The 21,463-nt window shown below is 71.5% G+C and carries 12 protein-coding genes, 3 tRNA genes and 1 pseudogene; 10 read left to right on the top strand and 6 right to left on the bottom strand.

All coding sequences use genetic code 11. The features are described from left to right. The first annotated feature begins 87 nt into the window (after positions 1-87). Positions 88-1,458: a sulfotransferase family protein gene (locus ACFYVJ_RS12280; protein ID WP_388889566.1), complete on the top strand. Its 1,371-nt coding sequence runs from the start codon at positions 88-90 to the stop codon at positions 1,456-1,458. Further along, positions 1,455-2,651: a glycosyltransferase family 4 protein gene (locus ACFYVJ_RS12275; RefSeq protein WP_388889564.1), complete on the top strand. Its 1,197-nt coding sequence runs from the start codon at positions 1,455-1,457 to the stop codon at positions 2,649-2,651. Before ACFYVJ_RS12280 ends, ACFYVJ_RS12275 begins: the two co-directional genes overlap by 4 nt. Positions 2,652-2,804: 153 nt before the next feature. Here ACFYVJ_RS12275 and ACFYVJ_RS12270 read toward each other — a convergent pair whose 3' ends face one another. After that, the gene (locus tag ACFYVJ_RS12270) at positions 2,805-6,161 is read right to left on the bottom strand and encodes a S8 family serine peptidase (RefSeq protein ID WP_388889561.1); all 3,357 of its coding nucleotides are present in this window, start codon (positions 6,159-6,161) and stop codon (positions 2,805-2,807) included. 225 nt (positions 6,162-6,386) lie between these two features. Continuing rightward, positions 6,387-8,468 (bottom strand): SpoIIE family protein phosphatase, encoded by a 2,082-nt coding sequence (locus ACFYVJ_RS12265; protein ID WP_388889558.1) that lies wholly within the window; start codon positions 8,466-8,468, stop codon positions 6,387-6,389. 360 nt (positions 8,469-8,828) lie between these two features. Here ACFYVJ_RS12265 and ACFYVJ_RS12260 point away from each other — a divergent pair, with 360 nt between their 5' ends. The 4 genes from ACFYVJ_RS12260 (at position 8,829) to ACFYVJ_RS12245 (ending at position 11,171) form a co-directional block, all read left to right on the top strand. Further along, entirely contained in the window at positions 8,829-9,644 is an 816-nt protein-coding gene (locus ACFYVJ_RS12260; RefSeq protein ID WP_388889909.1) for an amidohydrolase family protein, read from the top strand. A gap of 119 nt (positions 9,645-9,763) precedes the next feature. Continuing rightward, positions 9,764-9,841 (top strand) — tRNA-Asp (locus ACFYVJ_RS12255). Positions 9,842-9,896: 55 nt separating this feature from the next. Beyond that, positions 9,897-9,970: transfer RNA gene (locus ACFYVJ_RS12250), tRNA-Phe, on the top strand. Positions 9,971-10,400: 430 nt separating this feature from the next. Further along, positions 10,401-11,171, top strand: coding sequence for a hypothetical protein (locus tag ACFYVJ_RS12245; RefSeq protein ID WP_388889556.1), 771 nt, complete (start codon positions 10,401-10,403; stop codon positions 11,169-11,171). A gap of 101 nt (positions 11,172-11,272) precedes the next feature. Here ACFYVJ_RS12245 and ACFYVJ_RS12240 read toward each other — a convergent pair whose 3' ends face one another. Beyond that, positions 11,273-11,590 carry a hypothetical protein gene (locus ACFYVJ_RS12240; protein ID WP_388889554.1) on the bottom strand — a complete coding sequence of 106 codons (318 nt, stop codon included), beginning with the start codon at positions 11,588-11,590 and terminating at the stop codon, positions 11,273-11,275. Between the two features lie 348 nt (positions 11,591-11,938). Between ACFYVJ_RS12240 and ACFYVJ_RS12235 the strand changes: the two are divergent. Further along, positions 11,939-13,397 (top strand): annotated as a pseudogene (locus ACFYVJ_RS12235) (NF041680 family putative transposase). Positions 13,398-13,860: 463 nt separating this feature from the next. On the opposite strand, the gene ACFYVJ_RS12230 reads toward ACFYVJ_RS12235, so the two are convergent. Continuing rightward, positions 13,861-14,577, bottom strand: coding sequence for a GNAT family N-acetyltransferase (locus tag ACFYVJ_RS12230; protein ID WP_388889552.1), 717 nt, complete (start codon positions 14,575-14,577; stop codon positions 13,861-13,863). Positions 14,578-14,587: 10 nt separating this feature from the next. Next, positions 14,588-15,613 (bottom strand): ABC transporter permease, encoded by a 1,026-nt coding sequence (locus ACFYVJ_RS12225; RefSeq protein ID WP_388889550.1) that lies wholly within the window; start codon positions 15,611-15,613, stop codon positions 14,588-14,590. A gap of 270 nt (positions 15,614-15,883) precedes the next feature. Between ACFYVJ_RS12225 and hrpA the strand changes: the two genes are divergently transcribed. From hrpA to ACFYVJ_RS12210, 3 genes are all read left to right on the top strand, one after another. After that, positions 15,884-19,933 (top strand): ATP-dependent RNA helicase HrpA, encoded by a 4,050-nt coding sequence (hrpA, locus tag ACFYVJ_RS12220; RefSeq protein WP_388889548.1) that lies wholly within the window; start codon positions 15,884-15,886, stop codon positions 19,931-19,933. 69 nt (positions 19,934-20,002) lie between these two features. Continuing rightward, a tRNA-Asp gene (locus ACFYVJ_RS12215) sits at positions 20,003-20,077 on the top strand. A gap of 222 nt (positions 20,078-20,299) precedes the next feature. Beyond that, entirely contained in the window at positions 20,300-20,524 is a 225-nt protein-coding gene (locus tag ACFYVJ_RS12210; RefSeq protein ID WP_388889546.1) for a DUF6274 family protein, read from the top strand. Positions 20,525-20,878: 354 nt separating this feature from the next. Here the strand turns inward: ACFYVJ_RS12210 and bldC are convergent, their stop codons facing one another. Further along, positions 20,879-21,085, bottom strand: a complete 207-nt coding sequence (gene bldC, locus ACFYVJ_RS12205; protein WP_003949541.1) for a developmental transcriptional regulator BldC — start codon at positions 21,083-21,085, stop codon at positions 20,879-20,881. Between the last annotated feature and the right edge of the window lie 378 nt (positions 21,086-21,463).

Here is a 21,463-nt window from a genome sequence, read left to right as displayed (position 1 = left end):
AGATCTGAAGAATCCGCCGAAGCGCAACCCTTCGGCCGCCGCGTCGTTTTCCGGGCCGGAAACACCTCTCGCACGGACGGGTGGACAATGCTGCGGCAACTGAACAGAGCACTCGGCCGGTTGACCGGCCTCCAGATCCGGCGCGCGCCCAGGCCGCACCGGAAGAAGACGAAGGCCGCCGCCCCCGCCGTGCGCCCCGGCCGCCGGCCCGACTACCGCCCGCCCCGGAACCCGCAGGTCGACCGGCTGATCAAGCAGCCCGTCTTCATCATCACCCCGGTACGTTCCGGCGCCACCCTGCTGCGCATGCTCCTCGGCGGCCACTCCCGCCTGCACGCGCCGCACGAGCTGCACGTGCGCCGGCTGGAGGTCAGCGCCGGCACCGAGCTGGCCGTGGAGGCGATGAACGAGCTGGACCTCCAGCGCACCGACCTGGAGCACCTGCTCTGGGACCGCGTGCTCCACCGCGAGCTGGTCCGCTCCGGCAAGGACGTCCTGGTCGAGAAGACGCCGAACAACGCCTTCGCGTACCAGCGCATCGCCGCCTGCTGGCCCGACGCCCGCTTCGTCTTCCTGCTGCGCCACCCGGCCTCCATCGCGCAGTCCTGGTACGAGGCCGACCCCTCCAAGCGCACCCCCGAACAGGCCGCGCTCCAGGCCCTGCACTACACCCGCGCCACCGAGCGCGCCCGCCGGGAGCTGCCGGGACACCTCGTGCGCTACGAGGACCTCACCGCCGACCCCGAGAGCGTGCTCCGCAGCATCTGCGGCTTCCTCGGCATCGCGTACGAGCCGGAGATGCTCGACTACGGCCCCCGCGAGGAGGGCGAGCTGCCGAAGGGGCTCGGCGACTGGAAGGAGAAGATCCGCAGCGGCCGCGTCCAGCAGGGCCGCGCACTGCCCGAGCCCGCCGAGGTGCCCGAGCCGCTGCGCGAGATCAGCACCGCGTGGGGCTACCTCGTCGACCCGGAGGGCGCGGCCGCGGACGCGGCGGCCGACGACCCCTGCGCCGAGGTCACCGAGGTCTGGCCGCGGGACGGCCTCATCCGCATCGTCGGCCGCCTCCACGGCGTTCCGGCGGCCGGGGACGTCGCGCCGCGCTGGCGGCTGGCCGTCACGCTGACCGGCTCGCCCGAGCGCCGCCTCGACTACCCCGCGACGCTGCACGGCGAGACGTTCGAGGTCAGCGTGCCCGTCGCCGACCTGGCGCCCTCGGGGATCGCGCTGCCCGCGAAGTGGGACCTCCACCTGACCGCCGGCGCGGGCGCCCGGGAGGTCCGGCTGCGGGCCACCCGGATCCTCGACGACATCGAGCAGAAGAAGAACATCATGGTGTTCCCCGCCCAGTCCGTGTCGTCCGACGCCGACACCATCCAGGTGAAGCCCTACTACACCGTCCGCGACAACCTCTCCATCGCGTGCCAGCTCCGCGACGACCTCTCCCGGACGCTCTCGTGAAGATCCGCTATCTTCTCCTGAACGCGTACGGCAAGGGCGGCACCATCCGCACGGTCTTCAACCAGGCCGGCTCCATGGCCGCCGCGGGCCACGACGTCGAGGTGATCAGCGTCCTGCGCCGCCGCGAGTCGCCGTGGTTCCCGCTGGACCGGCGGGTGCGGGTGACCGCGATCGTCGACGACTACGGCGCCCCCGCCGCCCCCGAACCGCGGGTGTGGGCGGCCCGGTTCAGCAACCGCGGCCGGCCCTCCCGGTTCGTACCGAACGGCGAGGTCTCGCGCGAGCACTTCACGCGGGACGTGGAGACCCGGGTGATCCGCTGGATGGCGCGGCTGCGCGGCGGGGCGCTCGTCACCACCCGCCCGTCGCTCAACATCCTCGCCGCGCAGCACGCCAGCACCGACGTGGTGCGGGTCGGCCAGGAGCACATGAACCTGGCCACCCACCACCCCGACGTGCGCGCCGCCATCACCCGGCTCTACTCGCGCTTCGACGCGGTCGCCGTGCTCACCGAGCGGGACCGCGAGGAGTACGCGCGACTGCTGCCCGGCACCCGCGTCGTGTGCATCCCCAACGCCGTGCACACGGGCGCGAAGCGCCAGTCGACGTACGCGAACCGCATCGCGATCGCCGCCGGCCGGCTGAAGAACCAGAAGGGCTTCGACTTCCTCATCCCGGCGTTCGCGCAGGCCGTCGCCACCCGCCCGGACTGGCAGTTGCGCATCTTCGGCACCGGCGACAAGGAACCGCAGCTCCGCCGGCTCATCGAGCAGCACCACGTCTACAACCACGCCTTCCTCATGGGCTTCACGGCACGGCTCGACGACGAGCTGGCCAAGGCGTCGATGTTCGTGCTGAGTTCGCGCTTCGAGGGCCTGCCGATGGTCATGATCGAGTCGATGACGCACGGCCTGCCGGTGGTCAGCTACGACTGCCCGACGGGACCCGCGGACGTCCTCACCGACGGCCGCGAAGGGCTGCTCGTACCGCCGAAGAACGTGGACGCGCTCGCGGTGGCCATGGGGCAGATGATGGACGACGAGGGCATGCGCGCGGACATGGGCATGGCCGCGCTCGCCAAGTCGCGGATGTACGCGCCGGAGGCGGTGCATCCGCGGTGGGAGGAGCTGTTCGCGTCGCTGGCGGCGGAGCGGGCGGCGCCGCGGCGGAAGCTGGTACGGACGGCGGCCTGAGGGCCCGTACGGCGAACGGCCCCTGATCCGTCTCCGGACCAGGGGCCGTTCCGTCGTTCTGCCGTGCTGTTGTGCTGCTGTCCTGCCGTTGCCGCCGTACGGGCCGGTCAGCGACCGGTCACGTACGGGACGTCCGGCAGGCGGCGCCCGCGGTCAGCGCGCCCGGTAGGCGTCGAAGATCCGCTGCTGGACGCTGTTGCCCTGCTTGTCCACGGCCTTCGCCTTGAACGACACGGTCTTGCCCGCGGCCGGGTTGACCACGGTGACCTTGCCGTCCCGTACCGGCAGCTCCTTCCAGGTCGCGCCCCGGTCGGTGGAGGCCCACACGGTCAGCGACTTGAGGTTGCTGCCCGCCGCCGAGCCCTGCACCTTGACCGGCACCGACTTCGTCGCCCCCGCGTTGGAGCTGCTCGCCGCCGACAGCGTCGGCGAGTAGCGCACCACGGAGAACGGCAGCCTCTTCGGGCCGTCGGTCCTGGCGGAGGAGAACGTCCAGGTGGCGGTCACCTGCGTGGACGTCTGCGCCACCGTGGCCGGGCGGGTGGAGGAGGTGGTGAGCTTGTAGTCGGCGCTGCCCGCCGGCACCGTGAACTGCGTGCCGATCGGGAGGTCGGCCACCGACCCCAGCTTCGTGCCGTTGCGGTAGAGGGTGGTGTCGGCGTTCTCGTACGCCGAGTAGCCGTAGTGGGCGGGGTTGTCGAGATAGACCGGGATCAGGGCGTCGATCGTGTTGCCCTCGCGGTAGACGCCGGTGTCGCTCGTGAGGATCGGGCCGACGACGGCGGCGTTGAAGGACTCCTTGTACGTGCTCCCGCCGGCGTAGGTGCGCGCCTGTGTCGAGTAGGCGATGTCCTCCCACTCGTCGCCGAGCTGCCAGTACTCCAGCTCCCAGTTGATGCGGTCGCCGCCGCGCACGTACAGCGTGCCCTCGTACGGCAGGTCCCGCGCCGTGGCCGTGGCACCGGTGCTCCCGGCGATGTACGGCACCGCCCACACCCAGCCCTGCCGGCCTGCCGCCGAGGAGCCGAGCGTGAGGTCGAGCTTGGCCAGCTCGCCCTGCGGGGTGGCCCGCGTGATGCCGGTCCAGGCGGTGGTGCGGTTGGCGTCGCTGTAGACGGTCTGGTACTCGGTGCGCGCGCCGCTCGCGAAGTTCGCCTGCACCTGCTGGTACAGCTCGCCTGCGCCGGTCGCCGGGCCGAGGTGCGCGGTGCGCGCGTCGACGTCGCCCTCGACGGAGGAACTCAGCGCCATGCCCATGCCGTCGATGCCGACGTCCAGGCCGAGATCGAGGTTCGTCCGTACGGCGGCCGCGTCCGGCACGCTGAGGTCGACCGGCTTCGCGGTCCTGGCGTCGAGGGTGACGGTCGTGTCCCCGGTGACGTCCAGGCGCGGCTGGTTGATCCAGTCGTACTCGGTCAGCTCGTCGCCGTCGAACTTCGCGATGTCGCCGCCGACCAGGTAACGGCCCTTCGGCACCCGCACGGTGGCGGTGCTCTGGCCCGCGGTCTCCTCCCAGATCTCCCAGTTGCTCTCCTCCATGCCGGTCAGCAGCGCGGCGCCGTCCGTGGTCGGCTGCCCGTCGCGGCCGAGGAACTTCAGGGTGACGTCGTACGCCTCGCCCTCCCGCTCCACGCCGCCCGGGGTGACGACGCGCTGGCCGTCGCCGGCCGCCGTGACGTACACCGAGTACGCGCCGTCGACGTCCCCGCCGCGGCGGGTGTCGACGGTCACCGGCAGTTCGGCGGTGCCGCCGCCCGGGACGGTGATCACGTCGGTGCCCATGCTGAACATCCCCGAGGGCGCGGCGGCGCCGCCGGGCTGCACGGTGGACGCGGTCAGCGACAGCGTGACGTCCTCGGCGCCCAGGTTCCGGTACGTGATGGTCTTCGTCACCGGCTCGTCGTCCTGGTGCGGCCACTCCTGCCTGCCGAAGCTCAGCGACGCCGGCTCGCTCACCACCGACTGCCCCATCGCCTGGTCCGCGGCGATGAGCCCGGCGCCCTGGCCGAACGCACCGCGCTTGGCTGCGGGCTTGGCGGACGCGGACAGCGCGGCCTTGAGCTGCTGGCCCGTCCAGTCCGGGTGCTGCTGCGCGAGCAGCGCGGCGGCGCCCGCGACGTGCGGCGTCGCCATGGACGTACCGTCGATCGTCAGATACCCCTCGGGGTTCTGCCCGACCTCCTGGTCGATGACGCTGCCGGGCGCGGCGGCCGCCGTGATCGCCACGCCGGGGGCGGTGACGTCGGGCTTGACCGCGCTGTCGCCGATCCGCGGGCCGCGGGACGAGAAGCCCGCCAGCCCGCCGTTCGCACCGACCGCGCCCACGGTGAGCGCGGCGTCGGCGGAGCCGGGCGAGGAGATGGTGTGGCTGCCCGAACCCTCGTTGCCGGCGGCGACGGCGAAGAGCACGCCCTCGTCGGCGGAGATCCGGTTGACGGCCTCCTCCAGCGGGTCGACCTCGGGGGTGTCGCCGCCGCCGAGGCTGAGGTTGACGATGTCGGCGTCCTGGGCGACGGCCCACTCGAAGCCGGCGAGGATGCCGGAGTCGTCGCCGTAGCCGTCGTCGTCGAGCACCTTGCCCGCGAGCAGCTTCGCCTTCGGCGCGACGCCGGTGAACTTGCCGCCCGACTTCGCGCCGGTACCGGCCGCGATGGAGGCGACGTGGGTGCCGTGGCCGTAGCGGTCCTCGGCGTCGGCGGCCGGGGTGAAGTTCTCGCTGGCGAGGACCTGTCCGGCGAGATCCGGGTGGGTCTCGTCGACGCCGGTGTCGAGCACGGCGATCTTCACGCCGTCGCCCTTGTAGCCGGCGTTCCAGGCGGCCGGAGCGCCGATCTGCGGGACGCTGACGTCCAGGCTGGCGCGGCGTACGCCGTCCAGCCAGACGCGCTTGACGCCGGACTCGGCGGCCAGCGGCTCGGCGGCGCTGCCGCCTTGCCGGGCGCGCGTCAGCGCCTTCCAGGCCCCGGCCGCCTCGCCCTTGGCGGTGGTGACGGCCTCGGCGTTGAGCCGCGGGAAGCGGTGCTCGACGTCGGTGCCGTCGGCGGCGTGCAGCCGGTTCTGCGCCGCGGGGCTCTCGCCGCGGTAGTCGACGATGAGCTTCAGGCCCGCGCGCTGCTGGCGTACGTACTCGGGGCGCGCCTGCAACGTGACGTCGAACAGCCGGCGGTCCAGCGTGCCGTCCGCGACGAGCGCGGTGGCGTCGCGCGGGACGACGTAGGTGTGGCCGGCCCGCTCGAAGGTGCGTACGGGTATCCCCGCGCGGCCCGGCCCGCGGTCGATCACCACGGCCTTGCCGTCGGCGTCGACCCGTACCCGGTCACCGGTGATCAGCGTGACCCAGGTGCCACCCTGCTTCGCGTACTGCGCCGAGCCGTTCCCCCCGGACGACCCGGCAGAGCCGGCTGCCGGCGAGGCGGACGCCGCGGGCGCGGCCGTGAGGCCCGCCGTGAGCGCCGTCGCCGCGGCAGCCGCTAAGGCGGCGGCTCCCGCCCTCTTGATGTGTCTGCGCACTGAACCCCTCCCATTGCCTCACGAGGTCAGGAGTCACTGGCGCCCCCGCCCTCATTCGCACAATGATCCGACAAACCGCGCGGAGTTACTCCCTCCGTTTAGCGGTTCGCCGGGCGGCCGGGCGTGAGTGCAGGTCAGAGGGTGGCGAAGGGAGTTGTTCAGCGGACCGTTTTGTTCAGCGGCGACAAGTACTGCTGTTCGCACGGGCGTTACGCGCCGTTCAGCTCACCCCTGGTCCTGCTCGCGGAACTCCGCCCAGATCGCCTTGCCGTCCCCCTGCGGCTCGACGCCCCAGTTGTCGCACAGCGCCTGCAACAGCAGCACCCCGCGGCCCGACGACGCCATCTCGCCCGGGTGGCGGCGGTGCGGAAGGTTGCCGTCCGCGTCGGCGATCGTCATCCGCAGCACGCGCCGTCCCGGCGGTCCCGTGAGGTCCGCGAGGACGTTGGCGGTGCTGTCGGTGTGCATCATGACGTTCGCGATCATCTCGGAGAGCGCCAGCTCCGCCGCGTCGATCTGGTCCGCGGTCGCCCAGTCGTAGAGCAGGCCGCGCAGTTGGTGCCGGGCGTCGGAGATGCGCTGCTGCTCGGACTGCGGCACCGCCAGGTACATGTGCCGCTCCGACTCCGGGTGCGCCAGCCGGGTCGCGCCCGCGGTGCGGAGCAGGACGAACGCGATGTCGTCCTGGCTGCGCCCGGAGTGCGGCCCGCGGGTGGCGTACGAACCGGGCCCCGTGACCGTGTCCACGATCGCGTCCGCCACCGTCTCCAGACCCGCGCCGAGCGTCGCCTCGAACGCCGCGCCGAGCCGGGCCTGCCCGCTGTACAGGTCGTGGCCGCCGGTCTCCACCAGGCCGTCGGTGCACAGGAGCATGGTCTCGTCCGGGTCGATCTTGTGCTCGGAGAGCGGGTACACCGGGTCGGCCTCGATGCCGAGCGGCAGGCCGCCGTCGCTGGGGTGGATGATCATCGTGCCGTCGGGCAGCGCCACCGCCGGGTCGAGGTGGCCGGCGCGGGCCACCGTCAGCGTGCCGGTCACCGGGTCGGCCTGGAGATACAGGCAGGTGGCGAAGCGGGCGTCGGCGGGGTCGTCGACCTGCCGCTCGTTGAGCCGGGTGAGGAAGGCGGAGGCCCGGGTCAGCACCGCGTCCGGACGGTGGCCCTCGGAGGCGTACGCGCGGATGGCGATACGGAGCTGGCTCATCAGCCCCGCGGCCCGTACGTCGTGCCCCTGGACGTCCCCGATGACCAGGGCGGTCTGCCCGGAGGGCAGGCCGAAGACGTCGTACCAGTCGCCGCCGATCTGCAGCCCGCCGCCGGAGGGGACGTACCGCGCCGCCACGTCGAAGCCGGGGACCCGGGCGACCGCGGGCATCATGCTGCGCTGCAGCCCGTCCGCCAGCTCCCGCTCCGACTCGTGCACGTGCGCGTCCGAGAGCGCCTGCCCCAGCATCCGCGCCACCGTCGTCAGCACCGACCGCTCGTCCGGCGTGAACGGCACCACGTCCTCGAACGCCGCCATCCACGCCCCGACCGTCCGCCCCTCCGCGATCAGCGGCAGGAACGCCCACGACCCGCGCGGCACCGCCCGGGCGTACTCCCACGCTTCGGGGAAGCGGCGCTGGTACTCCTCGCGCCCCGCGATGTACACGGCGCGGGAGGTGCGCGCCGCCTCCGCGGAGGGGAAGGAGGAGTCCATGGGGATGGTGCGGAACGGCTCGGTCTCCTCGGGCCGGTAGCCGTGCTGGCCGATGAGGACCAGGTCGTCGCCCTCCACCGCGAAGACCCCCATGCCGTCCGGCGAGAACCCCGGCATCGACAGCGACGCCGCCACCCGCAGCACCTGGTCGGTCGAGCGCGCCTCGGCGAGCGCACGGCCGGCGGAGAGCAGGAACGCCTCCCGGGACAGCCGCCAGTCGCTGGTCCCCTGCGGTCCGTCGCCGGGTCCCGCGGGCGCGTCGATGACTTCCTGGATGGTGCCGACGATGTCGGTCTGCTCCCCCGGCGCCGACTCCAGCGCCCGCATCCGGCAGCGCACCACCCGTACGACGTCCCCGTCGGTGTCGATGACGCGCAGCCGGCCCTCGGCGAGGGTGCCCTCGGCGAGGGCGAGGTCGAGGATGCCGTTGAGCTCGATGAAGTCGACGCCGTGCAGCCGGGCGCGTACCGCGGAGGCGTGCACGGTGACCAGCGCGGGCGGCAGCCCGAGCAGCCGGGCGGCCTGCGGATCCAGCACCACCCGGTCGGTGTGCGCCGCCCAGCGCCAGACGCCCGTACCCAGGCCGGATAGGACCTCTTCGGTGCGCATTGTCCACATTTTATGCTTCACCGAGCAAAGTGGGCTGCTTTACGGCATTCTTCCCCTCCGGGCGAGGCGCGGGCGGGCGGGCGGCGGCCGCGGCCCGCCCGGCCGGGGCGGCCGCAGCGCCATGCCGGGCACCGGCGGGGGGCGTACGCCGACTGAGGCATCCGTCTCTCCTCACCGAGACGGCTTACGGACCGCCTCCCGGCCGGGGGACGATCGGGGGAGGCAGGTTTTCGCCCCCGACCCCGAGCCGAACGGGAGAAGAGCCCTGTGACCTGTGCCGACGATGCCGAACGTGACCGGGTGGCGGCGTTTCGCCGCGCGCTCGGCCTGGAGCATCTGATCGACGTGCACACCCACTTCATGCCGCAGCGGGTGCTGGCGAAGGTGTGGGCCTACTTCGACGCCGCCGGCCCGCTGGTCGGGCGGCCCTGGCCGATCATGTACCGGCAGGAGGAGGCCGAGCGGGTGGCGCTGCTGCGGGGCTTCGGGGTGCGCGCGTTCACGTCGATGCTGTACCCGCACAAGCCGGGCATGGCGCGGTGGCTCAACGACTGGTCCGCCGACTTCGCGGCCCGTACGCCGGACTGCCTGCACACGGCGACGTTCTTCGCGGAGCCGGGCGCGGCGGACGACGTACGGCGGGCGGTGGGGCAGGGGGCGCGGGTGTTCAAGTGCCACCTCCAGGTCGGCGCGTACGACCCGAACGACCCCGTGCTCGACGAGGTCTGGTCCCTCCTGGCCGACGCGGGCCTCCCGGTCGTCACCCACTGCGGCTCCGGCCCGGTCCCGGGCCCGTACACCGGCCCGGGGCCGATCGCGGCGCTGCTGAAGCGGCACCCGCGGCTGCGGCTGGTCGTGGCGCATCTGGGGATGCCGGAGTACGAGGACTTCCTGACGCTGGCGGAGCGCCACGAGGACGTCATGCTCGACACGACGATGGCGTTCACCGCCTTCTCCGAGTCCGCCGCCCCCTTCCCACCCCACGCCCGCCCCCGCCTGGCCGCCCTGCGCGCCCGCATCCTCCTGGGCACGGACTTCCCGAACACCCCGTACCCCTACGCGGCCGCCCTGGAGGCGCTGACCACCCAGGACCAGGACGAAGCCTGGCTCCGCGCCGTCTGCCACGACAACGCGGCCCGCCTCTTCGGGCTGTCGGAGCCCCGCGGCTTCGTTTAGGGCACCAGGCGGGGCTTCTGCTACGCTGATCCAGCGACGTCACGGCCCGTAGCCGACGACGGAGAATCCCGGTAGGGATCACGCATCACACTGTGCGAGACTAGGGCTCGCGCAAGCCTGGTCCTGTGGAGCAGTTTGGAGTGCTCGCCACCCTGTCAAGGTGGAGGCCGCGGGTTCAAATCCCGTCAGGACCGCCACCCTCGGGCACCGCCTGAGGGCCACCCGACTGGGGACTCTGGTCCCCAGCCACCGGGCTGGGTAGCTCAGTTGGTACGAGCGTCCGCCTGAAAAGCGGAAGGTCGCCGGTTCGACCCCGGCCCCAGCCACACGAAGCCCCCTCTTCGGAGGGGGCATTTTCATGCCCGCGTACGGCACGGGCGGCGGGAGAGCCGGTCTGTGTCCCGGAGGGGACTCTCGTCGGGCTCGCCGGCGGGAGTTTCGGAGGCAGAGCCGGCCCCGGGGCAGTCACTGAAGGCGGTCACTCCGATGTCGGTTCCGGAAGCGCCGAAGCCGACCCCCGTGGGGTAAGAGTCGGCGATGGCGGGCCGCAAAGCTAACGCGGCCACCCCGGGAAGCAATGCCTCCGGACCAATGTGCACGGCGCCCAGTTCGGCGGTCCGATGGTGCACAGTGCACGCTGATCGGCATTCGTCACGACGGCAGGTGCCCCACGCCGTCGAGCTCCGCTCGGCGGTGTCAGTGCTCTGACGTACTCTCCGAGCACCACGAGTCGCCTGCAGTCGTCTGGGGGGGCGCATGACCGGTTGGATCCTGACCTGCAACCCGAGCGTCTTCGACTTGGAGGCGTATCGACGTGACGGGCACACTCCCGACTCCTGGAGCGTCCACCGCTATCGGGGGCAACTCGCACCTGGCGACCCCTTCGCTCTGTGGGTCACGGGCGCCGACGGCGGCCTGGTTGCCCATGGACGCATCACGGGGGCGCCGTGGTTCGGTCCGCCCAGCGATGGCGGGTACTGGCGGGAGGACCCCGGTGAGCGGTGGTACGTGCCGCTGGCTGTCGACAGGTGGCTGGAGGGCGTCGTACCGCGCAGCCGGATCGCCGAAGACCCGCGCGTGGCGAAGACCACCATCTTCACGCAGCCGTTCGCCGGCAATCCTCATCGGCTCGCAGACGCCCAATGGGAGGCGGTCTCCGAGCTGATGAGCCAGACCTCGGGCGGGGCCCCGGGCCGGGGGCCGAAGCCGGGCGAGGAGATCCACCGCGCGGAGCTTCACCGACGTGACGGCGGCGAGGGGAAAGGAGGAATCGGCTCCACCACGCGGCCTGCCCCCCAGGTATCGGTGGGAACGAACTACCGGCCGGCAGACGAGGACGTGACGCCAGAGGCGTCAGAGGCACCGAGTGGCCCTGATCCGGACCTGTCGGGCCGCAACCTCCGGACCCATCGCCGACTTCAGAACGACTTGGCTGCTGCCGCTCAAGCGCAGGGCTTCAAGGTGCTCTCTCCCGCGGCAGCCGACCCCACTTCGACGTGGCATGGCGAGACGGGCGCAACCGGCTGACGGTCCCCGAGGTCAAGTCGCTGACGCCGGCCAACGAGACACGGCAGTTGCGTACGGGGCTGGGGCAAGTGCTCGACTACCACGATCAGTTAGCTTTAGTTTTAACTTGTCGCTGAGCCCTCGTTCCAGCGGAACCAGGCGCGATCCTGATCGATGTGTAGGAGGAACTCAGCAACGGGCCCCCATGGTGACTCCAGGGTCAGGGCGCCTTCGATGAGGTCGTAGACCTCATCGAACCGTTCGAACTCCTCGGCTTCGACAATGGCGTTGATCTCGTCAAACCAGGGCTTGAACTGGCTGAAGGCAGGCTGAGGGGAGAAGCGTCCGCGCTGCCAGGGCATTCCAGGCACGTCGACGGCAATCGTGCCGACGAGGGTACTGCCGCTCAGAAGCCGCCACTCTTCGTGATGATCCGTCATTCTGGCTCCATGGTGTGGTTCCTACGGCCTTCACACCTGGTCGTGTCCCAGCACGGCTTGCCCGGGTCGCTGAGGTTACGCAACACCTGCGCGACGGCACCGCGCCGGGGTGGCGTTCCGAAGCCTCTCCCGGTCCGGCCCTCGCTCGCTAGTCAAGCGCTGAGCTGCGCCGCAGCGGAAGTGCTGGTGTCAGTGAGGTCGCAACCCGAGCTCAGCTTGTTCTTCATCCGGCCTCGAATGGCGATTCGAACTATGTCACTCACCTGGGGATTCACCGGACGTGAGGGCGGCCTTCGCTTGATCCTGTGCTCCGTCACAGAGATACGGGATCAACCGAAGGCCGTTGTCATGAGTGTGGTGTGCCGTGATGTCCGGCGCGAAGCGTTCGCCGAAGCGTCACGCTTCCGGGGCGAGTTCTACGAGTGTCTGACCGCCCGGCGTGACGAACTGTTCGAGCTGACCGACGCGCTGCTGTGCGTCGACGGGCCGGTGGCCTCGCCGGTGGACCTGACGCTGGTGCCCGAGCACCGTCGTGGGCACGGCGCGTTGTACGGAGCCCTCAATCGCGGCCGGATCGACGTCGACAGGTTACGGAACGTGCTGGCCGGCATGCCTCTGCCGCGCTTCGAGGGCGGGCGCCTGGTGCTGGCGGTCGACGTGTCGCCGTGGCTGCGCTCGGATGCGCCGTGCTCGGCGGAGAGGCTGTTCTGCCATGTCTACGGGCGGGCGAAGTCCGCCTCGCAGTTCATTCCGGGCTGGCCGTACTCCTTCGTCGCGGTCCTGGAACCCGGAGCCACGTCGTGGACTTCGATCCTGGACGTGCTCCGGCTCGGCCCCGAGGACGACGCGACCGCGGTCACCGCCGCCCAGCTGAGGGCGGTAGTCGATCGGCTCGTCGCGGTCGGCCAGTGGACGCCCGGGAGCCCGGACGTCACTATCGTCATCTGACGCCGGTTACGACGTCACCCGCCTGGCCTGGGTCCTGCGGGATCTGCCCGTCCAACTGGTCGGGCGGATCCGCTCGGACCGGGTGATGCGCTGCCCGGCACCCTCCCGCAAGGAGTGGGATCTGGCTCACCCCCAGGGCGGCCGCCCGCCCAAGCACGGGCCGGAGTTCCGCTTCGCCAAACCGGAGACCTGGCCCGAGGCAGCGATCACCACGGTCACCCACACCGTGAACTACGGCAAAGCCGAAGCCCAGGCATGGGACCGGGTCCACCCCCGGTTGACCCACCGCTCGGCCTGGCTGGAGCACGACGGCGAACTCCCCGTCGTCGAGGGCACCCTGGTCCGCCTCAAGGTCGAGCACCTCACCAAGGACTGGGAGGCCCCGCCGGTCTGGCTGTGGTCCTCAAAGACCGGAGCCGCCCCCGCGGACGTGGACTTGTGGTGGCAGGTGTTCCTCAGGAGATTCGATCTGGAGCACACCTTCAGGTTCGGAAAGCAGACGCTCGGCTGGACCACCCCGAAACTGCGTACGCCCGAGGCCGCGGACCGCTGGACCTGGCTCCTGGTCGTCGCCCACACCCAGCTCCGCCTCGCGCGGCCGTTGGCTGCCGACCTCCGCCGGCCCTGGGAGAAGCCGGTCATGCCCGAGCGCCTCACTCCGGCCCGGGTCCGCCGAGGGTTCAGGAACATCCGTCCCCACCTCGCCTGTCCGGCCCGTGTTCCCCAACCTCGTGGTGCTGGCCCCGGACGTCCACCTGGGACCAAGAACCGCCGTCCGGCACCCCGCTATGACGTGGGCAAGACCGTTAAACGCCCCGAGACCCTCAAGGCCATCGGCAGACCCGGTAGGCCCTGGTAGATAAAGAACAAGGTTGGTGCTTGTTTCCGAACCTCCGATGCTGGCTCTCGGTACTCTCGGACCGGGCTGGCTCTGGGCCGTCTTCCTGGCCACCAAGCCGGGCCCCTGGGCCAAGTCCACCGCGGTGGACTTGGTTTCTGTCCCAGGCGCACCCCCTGCCCCGATGGTTCGGTTCGGGTCTCCGCCACCGTGACTGTTCAGCGAACGGCACAGTTTTCCGACTGCTGCCGTCCCATGGCACTGGCCTGCCGTTTCGGGGTTCGGAAACAAGCACTTACTGGGGCGGGCCGCCGAGGTGCGCGCCCTTCTGTGGGTGGAGCGGGAACCGACCGAGGCCCGTTGGGTTTCGCTCTGCGAGCGGCACGGGGTCATCCTCGCCTGGCCGGGTCATGAAGGGGACATCTTCACGTAGACCGCCCGCGCACGCTCGTGCCGGGCGCGGAGGTCGGGACGCCGCCGTCGTTTACGGCTGAGTCACCGTCCATAGCCAGCCCAGCGGGGTGAGGTTCAGGGTGCGGGCCACCGCTCGGGAGGCGTGGTTCCCGGTCGTCGTGCTGTAGAAGAGGGCTTCCACGCGGGCGCGTTGGAGGTGCGCCCAGGCCGCGACCGTGTGCGGGGCCAGGCCCCGGCCGCGGTGCGCCGGGTGGGTCCAGGCGCCGGCTTCTGCCGAGGCCGGAGTCGATGCCGGGGTGTGGCAGATCGAGACCGGGGTGTCGTCGTCGATGGCCATCGCCCACGGGCCCAGCGTGCCCGTCGTCAACTCGGCCCACTCCCCCGGTTCCCAGTTGGCCGGCCGCCGCAGGCTCCGCGCGCGGCGCAGGCCCGACGCGTCCGACACCAGGAGCGGGAGCGGCGGCGGGCGCAGCGGGGGGAGGGCCGGGGGGAAGACGTAGCTGGGGCCGCCCTCCAGGGTGCCGTCCAGGGTTCGGGCCAGGGCCTCCATCGGGCGCGGGGCCCGTTCCGCCTCGTACGGAGGCGGATCCGACGACAGGGCGCGCTCGTGCCCCGTACCCGCCAGGTCCTCCGCCACCGCCACCAGCCGCGCCCCCGGCGACCACGCCCACACCGCCCGTACGCCGGCCGGCGCGCTGACCGTCGGCAGCCCACCGGCACTCCCCCGCGCCAGCCCGTGCACCCCCGTCACCTGCAGCGCCAGCAACCGCCCCGCGTCCCGCTCCATCCCGGCAACCCTACGGTGCCACCCGATCCCGCCCGCCCGGGTGCCGGTGGCGCCAGGTCCAGAAGACCGCCGTCCCGGCGATCGCCCACCCCGCCAGCACCAGGTACGGGAACGGGTGCTGGTGCCCCGCGAAGTACACCGCCGTGTGCTGGGCGTTGACCGACGCGCCCGGCGGCAGCCAGCGGCCGATCTCCCCCAGCGGCGACGGCAGCAGCGGCCACGACACCGCCCCGCCCGACGACGGGTTGCCGACCAGGACCATCACCACCCACGTCGGCAGGATCGCCCACCGCCCCATCAGGGTGTTGAACATCGTGAAGACCATCCCCGACGTGAACATCGTCAGCGCCAGCGTCAGCCACGACTGCGGGAACGGCAGCCGCACCACCCCCAGCAGCAGGTCCACGACCGCGTAGATGGTGAACCCGCCGAGCAGCGCGTACGCGGCCGTGAAGGCGATCCGCTCCGCCGGGTTCAGCGCGTGCGCGTGCACGCTCAACTGGATCGCGCCCATGAAGCCGACGATCACCGCCGCGAGCGAGATGTAGAAGAGCGCGAGCCCCTGCGGGTCCCCGGACTGCATCGGCTTGATGTCCCGTACCGTCGCCGGCACCCCCACCCGCTTCGCCACCCGCGGCGCGTCCTCCATCAGCAGCCGCGCCACCGACGCGCCCGCCGCCCCCGACAGGTCCACCCGCATCCGGTCCTGCCCCACCCGCAGCACCGCGAACACCCGCTGCTCCTCCACCGCGTCCCTGGCCTGCGTGTACGTCCCGTACGGGCGCAGCTCCACCGACGCCTCCAGCGCCTCCTCCAGCCCCCTGACGAACGCCCGCGCCCCCGGCTCGGCGGCCACGTCGCCGACGACCGCGACCGGCAGGTTGTGCGGCGTCGGGTTCGCCATCGCGGCGGTGTACGAACCGGCGAAGAGCCCCGCGACGGCGGCCAGGAGCAGCACCAGCACCACCGGCGTCAGGAACGGCCCGGCGCGGAACGCCCGGATCTGCTCGGGTACGGGCCGCGGGCGGGCTCGCATCCGGGCTCGCATCCGGGCTCGCTGCCCGGCTCGCCGCCCGGGGCGCGGGAAGGACCGCGGCCGGGGTCGCGGGCGTACGTGCGCCCGCAGCACCCGCCGCCCGGAGCGCGGCCGCCGGACCCGGCGCGACCTCCCCGCACCGTCCCCTCGCCGGCCCTCGTCCTCCGTCACAGACGACCAGCTTAGTGTGATTTACGTCATTTGCCCCATCCGAACCCCCGCCGAAATAGTTCGCCGACGCCCCCGCCCGGGTGAGATCCTTGACTCCGTATGTCCACTTCCGCCACCCCCAGCCTCGCCGACCTCGGCGCCCGCCTGTCCGCCCTCACGCTCCGCGACGAGCAGCGGCTCGGCCGCCGCCTCGACGGCGCCCGCCGCGTCCGCAAGCCGGAGGCGCGGGCCGCCGTGCTCGCCGAGATCGCCGCCGCGGTCGACGCCGCGGAGCTGACCGCCGAGCGCCGCCGCGCCGCGGTGCCTCCCGTGTCGTATCCGCAGGAGCTGCCGGTCAGCCAGAAGAAGGACGACATCCTCGCGGCCATACGCGACCACCAGGTCGTGATCGTCGCGGGCGAGACCGGGTCAGGCAAGACGACCCAGATCCCCAAGATCTGCCTGGAGCTGGGCCGCGGCGTCCGCGGCCTCATCGGCCACACGCAGCCCCGCCGCATCGCCGCCCGCACGGTGGCCGAGCGCGTCGCCGAGGAACTGCGCACCCCGCTCGGCGAGGCCGTCGGGTGGAAGGTCCGCTTCACCGACCAGGTGGGCGGCGACACCCTCGTCAAGCTCATGACCGACGGCATCCTGCTCGCCGAGATCCAGACGGACCGCGAGCTGCGCCAGTACGACACGATCATCATCGACGAGGCGCACGAGCGCAGCCTGAACATCGACTTCCTGCTCGGCTACCTCGCCCGGCTCCTCCCCCGCCGCCCCGACCTCAAGGTCGTCATCACCTCCGCGACCATCGACCCGGAACGCTTCTCCCGGCACTTCGGCGACGCCCCGATCGTCGAGGTCAGCGGCCGCACGTACCCGGTCGAGGTGCGCTACCGCCCGCTCCTCGAAGAGGGTGCGGAAGACAGCGACCGGGATCAGATCACCGCCATCTGCGACGCCGTGGACGAGCTCCAGGCCGAGGGCGACGGCTCCGGCGACATCCTCGTCTTCCTCTCCGGCGAGCGCGAGATCCGGGACACCGCCGACGCGCTCGCGAAGCAGAAGCTCCGCAGCACCGAGGTCCTGCCCCTCTACGCCCGCCTCTCGCACGCCGAGCAGCACCGGGTCTTCCAGCGCCACGGCGGCCGACGGGTCGTCCTCGCCACGAACGTCGCGGAGACGTCGCTGACCGTCCCCGGCATCCGGTACGTGATCGACACCGGCTTCGCCCGCATCTCCCGCTACAGCCACCGCACCAAGGTCCAGCGCCTGCCCATCGAGCCCATCTCGCAGGCCAGCGCCAACCAGCGCAAGGGCCGCTGCGGCCGGCTCTCCGACGGCATCTGCATCCGGCTGTACGCGGAGGAGGACTTCCTCGCCCGCCCCGAGTTCACCGACGCCGAGATCCTCCGTACGAACCTGGCGTCCGTCATCCTCCAGATGACCGCCGCCGGCCTCGGCGACATCGAGAAGTTCCCCTTCATCGACCCGCCGGACAGCCGCAACATCAAGGCGGGCGTCCAGCTCCTGGAAGAGCTGCACGCGCTCGACACCGCGCAGAAGGCCCCCGGAGGGAGCAAGGGGCAAAGGCTCACCCAGACCGGCCGCAAGCTGGCCCAGTTGCCCGTCGACCCGCGGCTGGCCCGCATGGTGCTGGAGGCCGAGCGCAACGGCTGCGTACGCGAGGTCATGGTCATCGCCTCCGCGCTGTCCATCCAGGACCCGCGCGAGCGCCCCGCGGACAAGCAGCAGCAGGCCGACCAGCACCACGCCCGCTTCCGCGACGAGTCCAGCGACTTCGTGACGTTCCTCAACCTGTGGACGTACGTGCGCGAGCAGCAGAAGGCGCTGTCCTCGTCCGCGTTCCGGCGCATGTGCAAGCGCGAGTTCCTCAACTACCTGCGTATACGCGAATGGCAGGACATCTACTCCCAACTGCGCACCATCGCCCGCGGCATGGACATCCACCCCGCCGACCAGGACGCCGCGCCCGACCTGGTCCACCAGTCGCTGCTGGCCGGCCTCCTCAGCCACATCGGGCTGAAGGACACCGACGCGAAGAACGAGTATCTGGGCGCGCGCAGCGCGAAGTTCGCCGTCTTCCCCGGCTCCGCGCTCTTCAAGAAGCCGCCGCGCTGGGTCATGTCGGCCGAGCTGGTCGAGACCTCCCGGCTGTGGGCGCGGGTCAACGCGAAGGTCGAGCCCGACTGGGTCGAGCCGCTGGCGCAGCACCTGGTCAAGCGCACGTACAGCGAGCCGCACTGGGAGAAGGACCAGGCCGCGGTCATGGCGTACGAGCGCGTCACCCTCTACGGCGTGCCGCTGGTGGCCCGCCGCTCGGTCAACTACGGCCGTATCGACCCCGGGACCTGCCGCGACCTGTTCATCCGGCACGCGCTGGTCGAGGGCGACTGGCGTACGCACCACAAGTTCTTCGCCGCCAACCGCCGCCTCCTCACCGAGGTCGAGGAGCTGGAGCACCGCGCCCGCCGCCGCGACATCCTGGTGGACGACGAGACGCTCTTCGACTTCTACGACCAGCGCGTCCCCGAGGACGTCGTGTCGGGGGCGCACTTCGACTCCTGGTGGAAGAAGAAGCAGCGCGAAGAGCCGGAACTGCTCAACTTCGAGAAGTCGATGCTCATCAACGAGCAGGCGGAGGGCGTCACCAAGGACGACTACCCCGACTCCTGGCGGCAGGGGAAGCTGAAGCTGCGGGTGACGTACCAGTTCGAGCCGGGCACGGACGCGGACGGCGTCACCGTGCACGTACCGCTGCAGATCCTCAACCAGGTGGTCCCCGAGGGCTTCGACTGGCAAATCCCGGGGCTGCGCGAGGACGTGGTCACCGAGCTGATCCGCTCGCTGCCGAAGCCGATCCGGCGCAACTACGTGCCGGCGCCGAACTACGCCAAGGCGTTCCTGGAGCGCGCCGTGCCCGTACAGGAGCCGCTGACGACGGCGCTGGCGCGGGAGCTGCAGCGGATGGTGGGGGTGCCGGTCGCGGCGGAGGACTTCGACTGGGCCAAGGTGCCGGACCATCTGAGGATCACGTTCCGCGTGACCGACGAACGGCGGCGGCAGCTCGCGGAGTCGAAGGACCTGGAGGAGCTGCGGCTGAAGCTGAAGCCCAGGACGCAGGCGGCGATCACCCGGGCGTTCGACGAGGCGGCGGGCGGCGGGAAGGGCGCGCGCGGCGCCCGGGGCGCCGAGGCGGAGAGCGGCCCGGCCGGGCCCGCGCCGGACCGGCGCACCGGCCTCACCTCCTGGACCATCGGCGCCCTCCCCCGCACCTTCGAGACCCTTCCCCGAGCTCTCGGCTCCGCCCGAGCGAGGGATACCTCCCTCGGCGGCAACACCGTCAAGGCGTACCCGGCGCTGGTGGACGAGGGCGAGACCGTCGCCGTGCGGCTGTACGACACCGAGGCGGAGCAGGCCGCCGCCATGTGGGCGGGCACCCGCCGGCTGATCCTGCTCCAACTCCCCTCCAACCCCGCGAAGTTCGCCAACAGCACGCTGTCCAACCAGGCGAAGCTCGCCCTCTCCCGCACCCCCCACGGCGGCGTGCAGGCCCTCTTCGAGGACTGCGTGACGGCCGCCGCGGACCGGCTCATCGCGGCCCGCGGCGGGCCCGCGTGGGACGAGGAGGGGTTCCGCAAGCTCTTCGACTCCGTACGGGCCGACATCGTCGACACGACGATGCAGACCATCCGGCAGGTGCAGGAGGTGCTGGCGGCCTGGCACGCCTGCGAGGGGCGGCTACGGGCCGTCAAGAGCCCCGTGCTGACCGAGTCCGCGGCGGACGTGCGCGAGCAGTTGGCATGGCTGGTCAAGCCGGGCTTCGTCACCGAGCACGGCGCGGGCCGGCTGCCGGACCTGCTGCGCTACCTCGTCGCGGCGGACCGCCGGCTGCAGCAGCTCCCGACGCACGCCGAGCGGGACCGGGCGCGGATGGCGAAGGTCAAGGAGATGCAGGACGAGTACGCGTGGCTGCTGGAGCAGCAGCCGCGGGGGCGGCCGGTGCCGAAGGCGGTGCTGGACGTGCGGTGGATGATCGAGGAGCTGCGGGTCAGCTACTTCGCGCACGCGCTGGGGACGGCGTATCCGATCTCGGACAAGCGGATCGTGAAGGCGGTCGACGCGCTGGTGCCGCCGACGAGGTGAGCCGCGGGAACCGGTTCGACCGGCGGCCTGAGCTGCTGTAGAGTCGGGCACGCGCGTTCGCGCAAGCAAGGTCCTGTGGAGCAGTTTGGAGTGCTCGCCACCCTGTCAAGGTGGAGGCCGCGGGTTCAAATCCCGTCAGGACCGCACAGCCCCCGTAGGCCCTGTCCGAGGCCGCGCCCGCGGCGAAGCCGCAGACAGACGCAGCAAATCCCGTCAGGACCGCACAGCAACGCATCAGAACTCAGCAGCCTCCGTCGTCACGGCGGGGGCTTTCTGTTTCTCCCGTGGCGCGTTCCCCCTGGTACGCGGTCTAGACCGGCTGCCCGTTTCCTTGACGGGCGTACGGCCACCGAGTACTCAACGGCTATGACGACGACGGTGCGGCACGAGACCAAGGCCCTTCTGCGCGCCCATCTCTCCGCCGCCTCGTCCTACGGGCACCTCACCCCCCACTGCGCCGTCTGCAGCCGGCTGCTGCGGCTGGCGATGGAGTCAGGGCCGCCGCCGGAGATCGCGGACGCGAACGCCGCGGCGATGGCGAACGACGCGGCGGACCCGGCAGAGCCGGACGGGGCAACGCTCCCGGCGTAGGGCATGAGTTGACGGGGGGTCACTATCGCAGCGGTCACCAAGGCCGCAAGCCGCCACGACTGTGACGGGGATCACTCACTCGGTTTCACCACGGGCGGATTTACGCCCCCCTTAGGTCAGGTCAATTTTGTATATGCCATTGCACCCATGCCCGGACGGGCACCGATACTTCCGGACGTCGCGTACGCGAACGGCCCCCGGCGGCCGCCCGGGAAGGGCGGCCACTGGGGGCCGATCGGCAAATCGCGCTGGACCCGGCGGAGTCCAGCGCGATCGATGACGCTGCGTCGCGTGTGGTGCGAGGGGCGTGAGCCGGGCTAGGGGGTCCCGGCCGGCCCCGGCGACGCGGGTAGGTCAGGCCTCGCTGCGCTGCTGCGGAATGCCCGCCAGCAGTGCGCGGACCTCCGCCTCGCGGTAGCGGCGATGCCCGCCGAGCGTGCGGATCGACGTGAGCTTGCCGGCCTTCGCCCAGCGCGTGACCGTCTTCGGGTCAACGCGGAACATCGTGGCTACCTCGGCGGGGGTCAGCAGCGGCTCGGCGTCAGGGGTGCGAGCGGTCATGAGCGGCCTCCTCGGGAGAACCGAACCTTCTCGGTTCTTTCCTCTAAATTCTGCACCTTGACCCTCGTTGACCGATATGGCCAACGGGGGTCGAGTCGGTAATAGGACGAACGTCTTGTCCTCGGCACTACAACTACACCATCTGTCCAGCGGCGTCGGCCAAACCGATGGAATTGCCCTCTGAGGTGTTCAACCTCGACGGATCCCGCTGGACCGTGCCATAGCGGACAGTCACACCTTCGTGACGATCAGTCACAGCACCACCAGGGGCCACAAGGTCTCCCACGAGAGGATCAATGCTCGGCATTCCACCCTAAGTTGGACGGAACATACCCCATCTGGACTCCTTGCCCTATATCGTCACCCAGGCTACGCGGT

The organism is Streptomyces sp. NPDC004134, assembly GCF_042874195.1.
Classification (GTDB): domain Bacteria; phylum Actinomycetota; class Actinomycetes; order Streptomycetales; family Streptomycetaceae; genus Streptomyces.
The sequence above is the reverse complement of the archived record's forward strand: the minus strand, read 5'-3'. Positions and strand labels throughout refer to the sequence as shown.

What these genes read in the sequence shown, in the direction of transcription:
- ACFYVJ_RS12280 (WP_388889566.1), top strand. Translation starts at nt 88, where the DNA reads ATGCTGCGGCAACTGAACAGAGCACTCGGCCGGTTGACCGGCCTCCAG.
- ACFYVJ_RS12265 (WP_388889558.1), bottom strand. Translation starts at nt 8,468, where the DNA reads ATGCGCACCGAAGAGGTCCTATCCGGCCTGGGTACGGGCGTCTGGCGC.
- ACFYVJ_RS12260 (WP_388889909.1), top strand. Translation starts at nt 8,829, where the DNA reads ATGCCGCAGCGGGTGCTGGCGAAGGTGTGGGCCTACTTCGACGCCGCC.
- ACFYVJ_RS12245 (WP_388889556.1), top strand. Translation starts at nt 10,401, where the DNA reads ATGACCGGTTGGATCCTGACCTGCAACCCGAGCGTCTTCGACTTGGAG.
- ACFYVJ_RS12240 (WP_388889554.1), bottom strand. Translation starts at nt 11,590, where the DNA reads ATGACGGATCATCACGAAGAGTGGCGGCTTCTGAGCGGCAGTACCCTC.
- ACFYVJ_RS12230 (WP_388889552.1), bottom strand. Translation starts at nt 14,577, where the DNA reads ATGGAGCGGGACGCGGGGCGGTTGCTGGCGCTGCAGGTGACGGGGGTG.
- ACFYVJ_RS12225 (WP_388889550.1), bottom strand. Translation starts at nt 15,613, where the DNA reads ATGCGAGCCCGCCCGCGGCCCGTACCCGAGCAGATCCGGGCGTTCCGC.
- hrpA (WP_388889548.1), top strand. Translation starts at nt 15,884, where the DNA reads ATGTCCACTTCCGCCACCCCCAGCCTCGCCGACCTCGGCGCCCGCCTG.
- ACFYVJ_RS12210 (WP_388889546.1), top strand. Translation starts at nt 20,300, where the DNA reads ATGACGACGACGGTGCGGCACGAGACCAAGGCCCTTCTGCGCGCCCAT.
- bldC (WP_003949541.1), bottom strand. Translation starts at nt 21,085, where the DNA reads ATGACCGCTCGCACCCCTGACGCCGAGCCGCTGCTGACCCCCGCCGAG.